General features: G+C 66.6%; 13 protein-coding genes and 2 tRNA genes. 11 read left to right on the plus strand and 4 right to left on the minus strand.

What is annotated here, in order from left to right; genetic code table 11:
• Positions 1-9 precede the first annotated feature (9 nt).
• Together ACFFJC_RS02650 and ACFFJC_RS02655 are read left to right on the plus strand one after the other, a co-directional pair.
• Entirely contained in the window at positions 10-318 is a 309-nt protein-coding gene (locus ACFFJC_RS02650) for a hypothetical protein (RefSeq protein ID WP_379486028.1), read from the plus strand.
• A gap of 62 nt (positions 319-380) precedes the next feature.
• Positions 381-1,679: a hypothetical protein gene (locus tag ACFFJC_RS02655; protein ID WP_379486029.1), complete on the plus strand. Its 1,299-nt coding sequence runs from the start codon at positions 381-383 to the stop codon at positions 1,677-1,679.
• Between the two features lie 18 nt (positions 1,680-1,697).
• Here the strand turns inward: ACFFJC_RS02655 and ACFFJC_RS02660 are convergent, their stop codons facing one another.
• Positions 1,698-2,189, minus strand: coding sequence for a hypothetical protein (locus ACFFJC_RS02660; protein WP_379486189.1), 492 nt, complete (start codon positions 2,187-2,189; stop codon positions 1,698-1,700).
• The gene (gene mutL, locus ACFFJC_RS02665) at positions 2,189-4,015 is read right to left on the minus strand and encodes a DNA mismatch repair endonuclease MutL (RefSeq protein ID WP_379486030.1); all 1,827 of its coding nucleotides are present in this window, start codon (positions 4,013-4,015) and stop codon (positions 2,189-2,191) included. The genes ACFFJC_RS02660 and mutL overlap by 1 nt, the downstream gene beginning before the upstream one ends.
• A 250-nt stretch (positions 4,016-4,265) precedes the next feature.
• Here mutL and ACFFJC_RS02670 point away from each other — a divergent pair, with 250 nt between their 5' ends.
• The 7 genes from ACFFJC_RS02670 (at position 4,266) to ACFFJC_RS02700 (ending at position 10,340) form a co-directional block, all read left to right on the plus strand.
• Complete coding sequence (locus ACFFJC_RS02670; protein ID WP_379486031.1) at positions 4,266-5,312, plus strand: rod shape-determining protein; 1,047 nt, start codon at positions 4,266-4,268, stop codon at positions 5,310-5,312.
• A gap of 108 nt (positions 5,313-5,420) precedes the next feature.
• Complete coding sequence (locus tag ACFFJC_RS02675) at positions 5,421-6,302, plus strand: rod shape-determining protein MreC (protein ID WP_379486032.1); 882 nt, start codon at positions 5,421-5,423, stop codon at positions 6,300-6,302.
• Positions 6,303-6,304: 2 nt separating this feature from the next.
• Positions 6,305-6,853 carry a rod shape-determining protein MreD gene (locus ACFFJC_RS02680; protein WP_379486033.1) on the plus strand — a complete coding sequence of 183 codons (549 nt, stop codon included), beginning with the start codon at positions 6,305-6,307 and terminating at the stop codon, positions 6,851-6,853.
• Positions 6,850-8,952, plus strand: a complete 2,103-nt coding sequence (gene mrdA, locus ACFFJC_RS02685; protein ID WP_379486034.1) for a penicillin-binding protein 2 — start codon at positions 6,850-6,852, stop codon at positions 8,950-8,952. The genes ACFFJC_RS02680 and mrdA overlap by 4 nt, the downstream gene beginning before the upstream one ends.
• A complete protein-coding gene (rodA, locus tag ACFFJC_RS02690; protein ID WP_379486035.1) occupies positions 8,949-10,061 on the plus strand; it encodes a rod shape-determining protein RodA in 1,113 nt (370 codons plus the stop codon). The genes mrdA and rodA overlap by 4 nt, the downstream gene beginning before the upstream one ends.
• A 104-nt stretch (positions 10,062-10,165) precedes the next feature.
• Positions 10,166-10,241 (plus strand) — tRNA-Lys (locus ACFFJC_RS02695).
• A gap of 23 nt (positions 10,242-10,264) precedes the next feature.
• Positions 10,265-10,340 (plus strand) — tRNA-Lys (locus tag ACFFJC_RS02700).
• 330 nt (positions 10,341-10,670) lie between these two features.
• On the opposite strand, the gene ACFFJC_RS02705 is transcribed toward ACFFJC_RS02700, so the two are convergent.
• A complete protein-coding gene (locus ACFFJC_RS02705; RefSeq protein ID WP_086485633.1) occupies positions 10,671-10,886 on the minus strand; it encodes a helix-turn-helix transcriptional regulator in 216 nt (71 codons plus the stop codon).
• Between the two features lie 431 nt (positions 10,887-11,317).
• Here ACFFJC_RS02705 and ACFFJC_RS02710 point away from each other — a divergent pair, with 431 nt between their 5' ends.
• Both ACFFJC_RS02710 and dmeF read left to right on the plus strand, forming a co-directional pair.
• Entirely contained in the window at positions 11,318-11,593 is a 276-nt protein-coding gene (locus ACFFJC_RS02710) for a metal/formaldehyde-sensitive transcriptional repressor (RefSeq protein WP_086485632.1), read from the plus strand.
• On the plus strand, positions 11,590-12,594 hold the full coding sequence (gene dmeF, locus ACFFJC_RS02715; protein WP_086485631.1) for a CDF family Co(II)/Ni(II) efflux transporter DmeF: 1,005 nt from the start codon (positions 11,590-11,592) through the stop codon (positions 12,592-12,594). The genes ACFFJC_RS02710 and dmeF overlap by 4 nt, the downstream gene beginning before the upstream one ends.
• A 131-nt stretch (positions 12,595-12,725) precedes the next feature.
• On the opposite strand, the gene ACFFJC_RS02720 is transcribed toward dmeF, so the two are convergent.
• The gene (locus tag ACFFJC_RS02720; protein WP_086485630.1) at positions 12,726-13,142 is read right to left on the minus strand and encodes a helix-turn-helix domain-containing protein; all 417 of its coding nucleotides are present in this window, start codon (positions 13,140-13,142) and stop codon (positions 12,726-12,728) included.
• Positions 13,143-13,396 lie beyond the last annotated feature (254 nt).

Below are 13,396 nucleotides of genomic sequence, written 5' to 3' on the forward strand. Positions count from 1 at the left end.
GATATCGCCATGTTGCGGCGGCTGCTCCTGTTCCTGCTCGTGGTGGGCCTCGCGTTGCCGACCCTGGCGATGCCGGGACACTGCGCGCCTGCGCCGACGCACCATGGCGCACATGCCCACGGCGATCACCAGGGCCCTTCGAAGCCCCTGAAGTCGGCGAGTTCCGCGCGCGAGTGCATCGGTTGCGGAACCCTGCCGCTGATCCAGCGGCCGCACGTCGGGGCGCTTGCCTCCCCTTCCCTTCCGCATGACCTGACCAACGACGACTTCGGCATGGCGGCGGCGCTGCCCCCCGCCACCCCTCCTCCCCGATTCTGACGGCGTTCGCACGGCAGCCGCTGGCTGCCGCGAAGAACCCCTCCTCAGAACCTGGAGACACCATGGCCAAGTACACCCTGGCCGCGCTCGCCTGCGCGGCCGTCATCCCCGCTCCTTCGTGGGCACAGGACCACGCGGCGCACCAGCACCAAGCGACCGACCCGGCCGAGACCGGCCCCGTCATGCCGGCCCCCGGACCCGATAGCGAGCCGCCTGCGATGCACCACGTTCCCGCAGGCTACGCCAGCGGGTCCGGAACCTCCCGCCTGCCAGCGAGCGATGCGGCCATGGGCGGCGTCCACGCGATGAGCGGCGCTTGGATGTTCATGGCCCACGGCTATGTTTCCGCCCAGTATACCGACCACTCCGGCCCACGCGGCGATGACAAGGCCTATGCCGTCTCCATGGCCATGCTGATGGCAGGACGGGACACGGCCTGGGGCAAGGTCCAGCTTCGCTCGATGTTCAGCCTCGACCCCTTGATGAGCAATCGCGGCTACCCCAACCTCTTCGCCACGGGAGAGACCGCCGATGGCAATCCCCTGGTGGACCGGCAGCATCCGCACGATCTCTTCATGGAACTGGCCGCGCGGATCGACGTCCATCTGGCTGGAGCGGACGCGTTCCTTTACGGCGGACCGGTGGGCGAGCCCGCTCTGGGACCCGCCGCGTTCATGATGCGCCGCTCGGCGCGCTACAATCCCGAGCCGCCGATCGGACACCATTGGTTCGATTCGACGCACATCACGTATGGCGTGGTGACGGCAGGGCTGTCCGCCCGGACCTGGCAACTGGAAGGCTCCGTGTTCCGCGGCGCCGAACCCGACGAGGACAGGTGGGACATCGAGAGCCCGCGCCTGGACTCGTGGTCGGTCCGCACCACCTGGACCCCCGGTCCCGCCTGGGCGATCCAGGCCAGCTACGGCCGGATCCATGAGCCCGAGGCGCTCCATCCCGGCGAGGACGAGCACCGCTTCACGGCGTCGGCGCACTATGCCGATGGTCGCGGGCTCTCCGCCATGGTCGCCTTCAGCAGCAAGGACCGGGAGCCAGGACCCGTGCTCACGGCCTGGCTGGCCGAGGCGAACTGGGACCTTGACGGAAAGAACACCCTGTTCGCGCGCGCCGAGAACCTGGCGAACGACGAGCTCTTTCCCGACCACGACGATCCCCTGCACGATCGCGCCTTTCGCGTGTCCAAGCTGCAGGCGGGATATGCCCGCCGGATCCGCGTTTCGCCCTTCGAGCTCGCGCTCGGCGGATCGCTTTCGGCCTATGCCAAGCCCGTGGCGCTGGACGCGGCCTACGGGACGGATCCATGGGGCTACACGCTGTTCGCGCGGCTTTCCCTCGGCCGCTGACGGAAACGCCCGGCGCGCTCAGGTCCGGCAGGTCATCCGCCCGTCGGCCATGAAGGCGACGCGCTCCTGCGCATCGTGGATGACGATGCGGGCCGGCCAGTTCATGTCGTCGCTGCCGGTGCCCGCGTCGGGTTGGCGCACGAGGTCGATCCAGCTGGAGAGGCCGACGTAAGTCGACCGAGCGCCGCCCGCGAGGTCGGCGCTCTCCGACTTGGCCGCGAACCGCTTGAGATCGCCGCCCACGTGCAGGTAGCCGTCGTCCTTGCCGGCGATGAACAGGGGATCGCCCTGCCCTTGCTTGCGGAAGGAGCACCCGGGCTTGTCGAGGCCGTACCGGGTGATGTCCTGCCGCGTGATCGGCAGGGGCTCCAGCGGCTTCAGCGGCTCACGGCTCATCCGCTCCACCATCGCGACGTCGCGCGCGTCCTCGACCGCCTGGGTCGAGGGATCCTTCTCTCCGCAACCCGCCAGCGACAGCAGCACTGCCAGACCAATCACCGCTTTTTGCATCACTTACGCCCGAACAGTTTCTCGATGTCCTGATGGGCAAGCTTAACCCACGTGGGCCGGCCATGGTTGCATTGGCCCGAGCGGGGCGTGCGTTCCATTTCGCGCAGCAGCGCGTTCATTTCCGCGACCGAGAGCGAGCGCCCTGCCCTCACCGAGCCGTGGCAGGCCATCGTCGCGAGAACGAGCTCGAGCTTTTCGCCGAGCAGAAGGGCGTCGCCGTTGCGGGCAAGATCGTCCGCCACATCGCGCACGAGCGCGCCGGCGTCGCTGCGCGCCAGGACCGAAGGCACCGCGCGGACCAGCATGGCCGCGGGACCGAACCGCTCGAGAACGAGCCCGTGCCGCGCCAGGTCCGCGATCTTGTCTTCCAGCGCATCGCACGCCGGCTCCTCGAGTTCGACCACTTCGGGCAGGAGCAGCGCCTGCGATCGGTTCATCGCCTCGCCGGCGCCCGCCGCCTTGAGCTTCTCCAGCACCAGGCGCTCATGCGCCGCATGCTGGTCGACGATGACGAGGCCGTCCTCGGCCTCGGCGACGATGTAGGTGCCGGCGACCTGGCCGCGCGCGACGCCGAGCGGGTAGCGTGCGGCCGCTGCATCGTCCGCTTCGGCCACCGGCTCGGCGCGCGCCGCGGGCGAGGCCATGATCTCGGCCTCCTGCGCACGCCACGCGGCCCCCGCCTCCGAGACGCGGGAGGGCGAATGGCCGCTTCGCACCGGCCCGTAGTCGCGGGCAAACAGGGTGCCGAGCGACGGCACCGGCTGAACCGCTGGGGAATTGGCTGGCTCCACCTGCCACATCGCCATGGCCGCGGTCGCTGCCGGCTGTGCGCTGCGTTGCCCGGCTCCTTCGAGGGCGTGTCGCAGCGCACCCACCAGGAACCCCCGGACGAAGGCCGGATCGCGGAAGCGCACTTCGGTCTTGGCGGGATGGACGTTCACGTCCACGTCCTCGGCCGGAACCTCGAGAAAAAGCGCGAGCACGGCATGGCGATCTCGCGCCAGCATGTCGGAATAGGCCCCACGCACCGCCCCGACGAGGAGCTTGTCCTTCACCGGCCGGCCGTTGACGAAGAGGTATTGATGGTCGGCGACGCCGCGGTTGTAGGTGGGCAGGCCGGCCACCCCGGTCAGCCGCGCAGCGCCGCGCTCCGCTTCGACGATGACACCCTCGTCCGCCAGTTCGCGGGCGACCAGCCTGGCGACACGGGCGGCGAGTTCCTCGCGCGGCTGGACCGCCAGCACGCGCCGGCCATCGTGTTCCATGGTGAAGCCCACATCCGGCCTTGCCATCGCAAGCCGTCGCACCACGTCGAGCGAGGCCGCGTACTCCGAACGCGGCGAACGCAGGAACTTGCGGCGGGCCGGCACCTTCCCGAACAGCTCCTCGACCCGGATGCGCGTCCCGACCGGCAGGGCGGCGGGGCCGTCGCAAGCGAGTGCGCCGTGGTCGACCGTTCGCTTCCAGCCCTCCGCCGCGCCCGGTGGCCGGCTCTCGATCGTCAGGCGCGCCACCGAGCCGATCGAGGGGAGCGCCTCCCCTCGAAAGCCGAGAGTGGCGACTCGTTCGATCTGCTCGTCCGGCAGCTTGGAAGTGGCATGGCGCTCCAGCGCAAGCGCGATCTCGTCAGGGCGCATGCCGCAGCCATCGTCGGTGACCTCGATCAGATCCAGCCCGCCCGACGCCAGGCGGACCGTGATCTCCGTCGCTCCGGCGTCGATCGCGTTCTCCACCAGTTCCTTGAGCGCGGACGCGGGGCGCTCGACCACTTCGCCGGCGGCGATGCGGTTGACGAGGTGCTCGGGGAGACGGCGGATCGTGGGCATCGAAAATCCTGCTTGTCCATCGGCGTTGTCCCGGAAATGGGCCTGGGCTAGTCGCCCTGCGCCGGACGCCTCACCCTAGCGACGAAGCGCCGGGAATTCGAGACGGGCGCGGCGTTCTGCCCCCTGGAATGCGGCACAAAATTTTGGCGTTTCGCGAATCGATGGGCTAAGGGGAGCCCTCCCACCCGAAACCCCCTGTCGTCGATGTCGAACCTCCCTCGGCAAGCGATTGGAAAGAAACGGATTTTAGATGGCCGGCCCCTTCTCGCGATTCTTCAAACTCGGCTCCCAGAACATGGCAATCGACCTCGGCACGGCCAACACGCTCGTCTACGTGCAGGATCGCGGCATCGTCCTCAACGAACCGTCCGTCGTCGCCATCGAGACCATGAACGGCGTGAAGAAGGTCAAGGCCGTCGGTGACGACGCCAAGATGATGATGGGCAAGACGCCTGACAACATCGAGGCCATCCGCCCCCTGCGCGACGGCGTCATCGCCGACATCGAGATCGCGGAGGAGATGATCAAGCACTTCATCCGCAAGGTGCACGGCAAGAAGAACCTGTTCCGCTATCCCGAGATCGTGATCTGCGTGCCCTCGGGCTCCACCTCGGTCGAGCGGCGCGCCATCCGCGACGCCGCCAGCAACGCAGGCGCCAGCCAGGTCTACCTCATCCTCGAACCCATGGCTGCGGCCATCGGCGCCGACATGCCGGTCACCGAGCCGGTCGGGTCGATGGTGGTCGACATCGGCGGCGGCACCACGGAAGTCGCGGTGCTCTCGCTGCGCGGCCTGGCCTATACCACGTCGGTCCGCGTCGGCGGCGACAAGATGGACGAATCCATCGTCTCCTACGTGCGCCGCCACCACAATCTCCTGATCGGCGACGCCACTGCCGAGCGGATCAAGAAGGACTACGGCATTGCCGTGATGCCGGCGGACGGCATCGGCGAGATCATCCACATCAAGGGCCGCGACCTCGTCAACGGCGTGCCCAAGGAGATCACGATCAACCAGGCCAACGTGGCCGAGGCGCTGGCCGAGCCGATCGGCGCCATCATCGAGGGCGTGCGCATCGCGCTCGAGAACACCGCTCCCGAGCTCGCGGCCGACATCGTCGACCAGGGCATCGTTCTCACCGGCGGCGGCGCCCTGATCCAGGGCCTGGACGACTACCTGCGCGAAGAGACCGGGCTCCCGGTCAGCGTCGCCGAGGACCCGCTCTCCTGCGTCGCGCTGGGCACCGGCCGCGCCATGGAGGACCCCGTCTATCGCGGTGTCCTGATGTCCGCCTGATCGATCGGAAGTCACGGCCGGCAGTCACGCCGGCCGAGGTTCTAAAAGGCACGCGGCGGATCGTTCCGGCACGGACCCGTCGCTCAGGATGACAGGAGTGCATGGCGCATGGCACCGCCAGCCAATCGGCGCTCCGGCTTTTCACGCAGGGCGCAGTACTCTACGTTCCTCAGCTATACCGCGGGCGTCATCGGTGCGCTCGTCGGGCTGGCGCTGCTCGTCGTGTCGATCGTCCAGCCCGATGCCTTCTCGCTGCTGCGCGGCGCGGCGGCCGACCTGACGGAGACGCCGGCACAGGCCGCGGCCGGCGGGCGCAAGGTAGGCCGCGACTTCATCGATGAAGCCGCGGGCTTCTTCCGCAGCGGCAGCGAGCATGCGCGCCTGCGCCGGGAACTGGCCGAAGCCAAGGTCCGGCTGGTCGAGGCACAGGCCATCAAGGTCGAGAACGCACGCCTCAAGCAGCTGATGAACCTTGACGACGACGCCCGCCCGGTGGCGTTCGCGCGTCTGGTCGCGTCGACGGGCGCCAGCTCCCGCCGCTTTGCCACGCTGGGAGCGGGGAGGGACAAGAGCATCGCCAAAGGCATGCCCGTCCGCTCGAACATGGGCCTCGTGGGCCGGGTGCTGGAGGTGGGTTCGTCCAGTTCGCGCGTGCTGCTCATCACCGACACCGAGAGCGTGGTGCCGGTGAGGCGCGCGCGCGACGGCATCCCGGCCTTCGCCCAGGGCAGTGGAGACGGCACCATCCGCATCCGCCTCGTCAACCTGGGATTGAACCCGCTGCGGCCGGGCGACGTGATGGTCACCTCCGGATCGGGCGGGCTCTATCGCCCCGGGACGCCGCTGGCGGTGGTTACCAAGCTGCTGCGCGACGGTGCCGTGGCGCGTGTGCTGAACAACCCTTCCGACACCGACTACGTCATCGTCGAAAGGACCTGGGCGCCCCCGCCCCCGCCTCCCGTGGCCGATCCGCAGCCCGGGGACGAGTAGCCATGGCGCGGCTTTCCAGTACGAACCAGGTCGCGCGCCCCCGGATCAACCGTCGCCCCTCGACCGTGATCGCGCAGACGCTCCCCTGGCTCACGATCATGCTCGGCTCGATGGTCCCCAGCTGGGTGCTGATCGCTTCCGCGCCCGTGTTGCCCCCTGTCGGATTCCTCACCTTCGTCGCCTGGCGCCAGCTGCGCCCCGGGCTCCTCCCGATCTGGGCGGGCCTGCCGCTGGGGCTGTTCGACGACCTGTTCTCGGGCGGGCCGTTCGGAGCGGCCGTGCTGCTCTGGTCGCTGGCGGCGATCGTGCTGGACTACGTCGAGACGCGGCTGCCCTGGCGCAACTTCGCCACCGAGTGGCTGGTGGCGGTCGGACTGATCATCGGCTATATCGTGCTCTGCCTCGGCGTCTCCAACCTCGCCGGCGCGGCTGCCCCCTTGCGCATCATCGTTCCACAGGTCGTGATCTCGGTGCTTTTCTACCCGCTCGTCGGACGTTTCGTGGCTCTTGTGGACCGCCTGCGGCTCACGCCGTTCGTGGTCATGCGATGAAGTTCAGCTTCCGGCGCCTGCTGCGCCCCCCGCACATCACCACGGGTACCCTGCGCAACAGCTTCGACCGCCGCACGGTGGTGATCGGCGGCATCCAGGGCGGCATAGGCTGCCTGCTCGCTGCGCGGATGACCTACCTCTCGGTCTTCCAGAATGAGAAGTACAAGCTCGAGGCAGAGAGCAACCGGGTCAACCTCTCGCTCATCCCCCCGCGCCGGGGTTGGATCCTCGACCGCAGGGGACAGCCCCTCGCTTCCAACCGCGCCGACTTTCGCGTCGACGTCGTTCCCGAGCGCATGCAGGACGCGGGCCGCACCATCGCGGAGCTCGGGCGCCTGCTCTCGCTCACGCCCATCGCCATGCAGGACCTGCAGGACAAGCTGGACAAGGCGCACGGCTTCGCACCGGTCGAGGTCGCCTCCGGTCTGGACTGGGAGCGCTTCGCCGCCGTCAGCGTGCGCCTGCCCGACCTTCCGGGCGTCGTGACCCAGCGCGGCTACTCGCGCTTCTACCCTGGCGGTCCCTCGGTCGGCCACCTGATCGGCTACGTCGGCGCCGCCTCGGCCGAGGAGTACGAGAAGGACCATGACCCGGTGCTGATCACGCCCGGCTACAAGGTCGGCAAGGACGCGCTGGAGAAGATGTTCGAGAAGGACCTGCGCGGCACCCCTGGCGCGCGGCGCGTGGAGGTGACCGCGGCAGGACGCATCGTCCGCGATCTCGACACGCGCGAGGACGTGCCCGGCAAGACCGTCAAGCTCACCATCGACGCCGGCATCCAGGACTACGCCGCCCGCCGCATCGGTCCGGAGTCGGCCGCCGTCGTGGTGATGGATTGCCAGACCGGCGACATCCTCGCGATGTGTTCGATGCCCAGCTTCGACCCCAACAGCTTCTCCGACGGCATCGGCCGCCTCGAATGGAAGATGCTCTCGGACGACGATCACGTGCCGCTGCGCAACAAGGTGCTGCGCGGGCTCTACCCGCCGGGCTCGACGGTCAAGCCGATGGTCGCGCTGTCGTTCATGGAAGCGGGGCTGGACCCGGAGGAGTCGGTGTTCTGTGGCGGCGGCCTGCGCGTGGGCAACCGCGTGTTCCACTGCTGGCAGCGGCGCGGGCACGGCCAGGTCAACATGGCCAAGGGCATCTACCAGAGCTGCGACGTCTACTTCTACCACTTCGCCCAGCGCATCGGCATGGACCCGATCGCGGCAATGGCCGGCCGCCTAGGCCTCGGGCGCGAATTTCCGCTCCCCGTCGCCGGCCAGTCGTATGGCACGGTGCCCAGCCCTGCGTGGAAGCTGAAGAAGTACGACAAGGAATGGCAGACCTACGACACGGTCAACGCCACCATCGGCCAGGGCTACTTTCTGGTGAATCCCTTACAGCAGGCGGTGCAGGCCTCCCGCATCGCGAGCGGCCGCGTCATCATGCCCCGCCTGATCCATGGCCGCGCGCATGAACCCCAGGCCTCGCTGGGCATCCCGCAGGAGCACCTCGCCTACATCCGCCAGGCGATGTCGGACGTGGCCAACGGCCCCGGCTCCGCACCCCACGCGCGCCTCCCCTTCCCCGACATCAAGGTCGCCGGCAAGACCGGTACGGCGCAAGTCGTCGGCCTCAACATCGGCAACGGCAAGGGCGGCCTCTGGAAGCACCGTGACCATGGGCACTTCATCTGCTTCGCCCCTGCCGACAACCCGCGCTACGCCTGCTCCGTGGTCGTCGAGCACGGGGGCGGCTCGGGTGCAGCCTATCCGATCGCGCGGGACGTCCTGACCTACGTGTTCGACAAGCAGAAAGGCCTGGAGGTCCTCGCCAAGCTGGAAGCGGGGTGGGGTGGCACACCCAAGGAGCGCCTGGACGCCCGCTATCGCAGCTATGCGGCTCAGTACGGCGTCGGCGCTCCGGCAGTGTCGCCCGAGGAGGAGAGCCGCAAGCTGCAGGGAAGCGAGGCGGCGCCCGAGCCGCGCCAGCCGATCAGCGCCGCGCAGTCACCAGCTCCCGAACCGGACGCATCGGAGCGTCCCCAGCCCGCACCCGCACCCGCTTCCGCCGCGCCGCCGAACCCGCCTGCCATCGGAGAAACCGCGCAGTGAGCCGCTCGATCGTGCCCGAAGCCATTTCGCGCCAGCCGTGGCAGATGCTGGTTCCCTTGTTCGCGCTCGTCTCGCTGGGCGGAGCCGTGCTCTATTCGGCAGCCGGGGGCAGCCTGCATCCTTACGCGCTGAGCCACGTGTTGCGCTTCTGCATTTTCCTGGTCATGGCGGCGGTGATCTCGCGCGTCAGCCGCAACCTGTTCCGCCTGGCGGCCTACCCGGTCTACGGCACGATCCTCCTGCTGCTGGTTCTGGTTGAGCTCATCGGTGCCGTCGGCGGCGGCAGCCAGCGCTGGCTCAACCTCGGGTTCATGTCGTTGCAGCCGTCCGAGCTGATGAAGCCGGCGATCGTGCTGGTGCTGGCGCGCTTCTACGAGACCTTGCCCCACGCGATGACCGCGAGCTGGCGGGGGCTGGTTCCGGCGGGCGTCCTGATCGGATTGCCGGCGCTGTTCGTGATGATCCAGCCGGACCTCGGCACCGCGCTGGCGATCTGCTTCGGCGGGGCGGTGACGATGTTCCTGGCAGGGCTTCCGCTCTGGTGGTTCCTCAGTGCCGGCGCGGCGCTCATGGTGATTGCCCCCATCGCGTTCTTCACGCTGCTCCATGACTACCAGCGCAACCGCGTGCTGACCTTCCTGGACCCGGAGAGCGACCCGCTGGGTACCGGCTACCACATCACCCAGTCCAAGATCGCGATCGGGTCCGGCGGGATCTTCGGCAAGGGCTTCGGCAACGGCACCCAGAGCCATCTCCAGTACCTGCCCGAGCCGCACACCGACTTCGTCTTTGCCACGATGTCGGAGGAGTGGGGCCTGATGGGCGGCTTCTTCGTGCTCTTCGTGTTCACCGTCGTCTTGAGCTGGGGCATGGGGGTAGCACGGCGCGCACCTGACCGGTTCTCCAGCCTGCTCGCCGCGGGCATGACCGCGACCATGTTCTTCTACGTCATGATCAACCTGATGATGGTCATGGGCCTGGCGCCGGTGGTCGGCATCCCGCTCCCCTTCATGAGCCATGGCGGCACGTCGATGCTGACCAACATGATCTGCCTCGGCACGATCATGGCCGTAAACCGCTGGAACCAGAGCAGAGGTCCCTTGCGCTGAAACTTTTTGAGGATGCCCCCTTCCCATCCTGAAAACAGCCTTTATAGGGACGTCTCCGCCGCCGAATCGGCGGGGCCGCAAGGCCCTTCGAGGACAGGCAGCGTGGACGCATAGCTCAGTTGGTAGAGCAGCTGACTCTTAATCAGCGGGTCCTTGGTTCGAGCCCAAGTGCGTCCACCAGTCCTTCCTCCCCCAAGACGTGGGGACGCATAGCTCAGTTGGTAGAGCAGCTGACTCTTAATCAGCGGGTCCTTGGTTCGAGCCCAAGTGCGTCCACCACTACTTTCTTAATAATTTCAGTGACTTGTCACAGTAACCTAAGGTCGATTTTCGATCAAGATTCCGCTGGTGTGCAGCAAACTGTGCAGCAGATTTCACGTGATGCGAGGCTCCCAGAGGTTCGGGAATGTTCCTGCCAGTGACGCCTTGTTCGCGTGCGCCGACCTCAAAATCTGCCGTGCAAGACCTGACTTGAGGCATCTAGCCCTGGCTTGTGAACGAGCCTTATGCTGCTCACGGAAAGCCGATTCGCAAGCGACGTTCGGGGAAGGCTTTGCCTGCGCACCGTTCGGAACTAGCGGACGTTCGGTCTGCTATCGTGAAAATTGGCTATGGGTTTCCTGGCCGCGATGCCAGAGCCTCATCCCGGGCGGCCTTTCGCTGATCCAACCAGTCATCGATCTCGGAAGCTATCCAGCGGTTCGTGCCTACGCCCAGTTTGATCGGTGCGGGAAAGCGCCCCTGCTTGATCAAGCGTGCCACATGCTGGCGGGTGAAAGGAATATCCTTCGCCTTTAGATCGGAGAATGCCAGCAGATTACGCATTGCAACGTCCGATCGGGTCGCCTGCCGACTTCAGTGTTGTGGTTGAGGGATTGGGGTCTTCGACAGTTGTCTGTCCGCTGCTTCCGCTTCCTTCCCTCTCCCTTCCCTTCCGGCCGATTTGGAACGGTTGGACCGCCATCCGGCCATTACGCGAACGCGTTCGCCGAAGCTGATCGTATGAGTCCGCATGGGAATAGCGCATGGATTGCTACCCTGTGGGCAACGCAGGCAGGCCATGACGCGCAGCCAATCTAGCATTTCCGGAGCGGCTTCCAAAGGACGAAGATCGCGCTTTCAGGCAAGCAAATGCCGCATATTGCGTTCTCGCTTATCATTCCCGCGGCGGGATCTCGTCGCTTAGCTCCGGTGTATGCCACCGCCCGCCCGGAACAGTTGTCAGCCTGTCCCTAAATAATATAGGGGGGTATAGTATGGCACACACATCTCGAAACGACTCCGATCTCATGGCGCGGGTCAAACGCATCGCAGGACAGGTCGCAGCGGTCGAACGCGGCCTCACTGACAAGGCGCCCTGCGCCGATATTCTCCAACTCGTCGCGGCGGTGCGCGGCGCTGTGAACGGGTTGATGGACGAGATCATCGTCGAGCATCTCAATGAGCATGTCGCACGGCCCGGCCTTGACGATACCGAGCGCGCGGCCGGCGCCGCGGAGCTGACAACCGTGATCCGGCGCTATTCCAAATGACTCGCGATACGGACGTCTTGCGAAGCGCCGAGACCCTCGCGCACGATCACAACTTCCTGGGCGCGAGCCATGACGAGAATGCGCGGCGCACCCGCATCGTCGTCGTGCTGACCTTCGCGATGATGATCGGCGAGATCGCCGCCGGCTATCTGACCGGATCGATGGCGCTGCTCGCGGACGGCTTCCACATGGCGACCCATGCGGGCGCGCTCGGCGTCGCGGCCTTCGCCTATGGCTATGCCCGGCGCCATGCGCGCGATCCGCGCTTCACTTTCGGCACCGGCAAGGTCGGCGAGTTGGCCGGCTTTGCCAGCGCCCTCGTGCTGGCGATCATCGCGCTCGGTATCGGCATCGAGTCGGTCCGGCGACTCTTCGCGCCCGCCGACATCGCCTATGTCGAGGCGATCTGGATCGCGATCCTCGGCCTGATCGTGAACCTCGTCAGCGCCTGGCTGCTCGGCAGCCATCATCATGGCCACGGTCACGAGGGCCATCACGATCATCATGCGCACGACCATCACGGGCATTATCGCCATCATCACGAGCACGACAACAATCTGCGCGCGGCCTACTTCCATGTCCTCGCCGACGCGCTGACCTCGCTGCTGGCGATCGCCGCGCTGCTTGCCGGTTTGTTTCTCGGCTGGCGCTGGATGGATGCCGCCATGGGAGTCGTCGGTGCGGTCGTGATCGCCCGCTGGTCATTCGGCCTGCTGCGCGACAGCTCGGCCGTGCTGGTCGACGCGGCCGCCAATACCGAGCTTGAAGACGAGATCCGCGAGGCGATCGAGGACGGCGATGCCCGCATCACCGATCTTCACGTCTGGCAGGTGGGTCCGGGCAAGTTCGCCGCGATCGTCGCTCTGGTCGCGGAACGACCCTTGCCTCCCGGGGATTATGCCAGACGGGTCCGGGTGCATGACGAGTTCGTCCACGTCACGATCGAGCCGCACCCCGCCAGAGAAGAGACCGGGCACATATGCGGGCTGTGTAGTCGCTGACCGTTGGTCTGGATCCAGCTGCGTTGGCCGATCATCGCAAAGCAGCTGTGGCCCTATTTGTCTGCGGGTCAATCGGATCGAACAATATCCGCTCGATGAAGATGCGCCGCAGTTCGGAGCGGTCGCGGGTTTCATATCTGGCCGCAATCATCGCCGCGCCGCCATTGGGGTGAGAGATCCTGCTTGAGCGCGGTGAGCACCGAATCCGATATCATCTCGATGCACTTGCGCTCGATGGCGGGCAGATCGCCGTAGATGAGCTGACGCGGGAACCGCATGCGCTGGCCCGCAAAGAGGATCGAGAAGGCGATATGTCCCGTCGGCATACCGAGGCTGAGCGTGGCTTTCAGATGATCCTCCAGCTTCGTGCCCGGCGCCCCGGCCTCGATCTCGCGCATCCAGCGCGGGCTGCCGCCCATGTTGGCGGCAAGCTCTATTTGCGTGATGCCGCGCAGGTTCCGCTCGTGCCTGATCCGCTCGCCGGACAGCAGCTTGATCTCCCTGAAGATCGACGTGTCGACGGCGGCAAATTTATCGTCGGGCTCCATGATCTCGTCCTCCGCAGCAACGCGTCCTGGCGCGATGGATCGCCCGAAATATCTAATTAGCCCAGACGGTCGTCCGCAATAATAGATGCCGATGATTTTAGAGGAATATATCTACCGAATAGGCATGAATACGTGCCCGCACCAGTCGAATACGGTATAGTCGGCATTTCGTTGCCGAATTCATCCAAAATGGGGTGTTTCGGAGTTTATTTTCCGAAAGTGCGACAGAGCGGCGCGAACGAACCCATCATACC

The organism is Novosphingobium soli (assembly GCF_042432915.1).
GTDB lineage: Bacteria > Pseudomonadota > Alphaproteobacteria > Sphingomonadales > Sphingomonadaceae > Novosphingobium > Novosphingobium soli.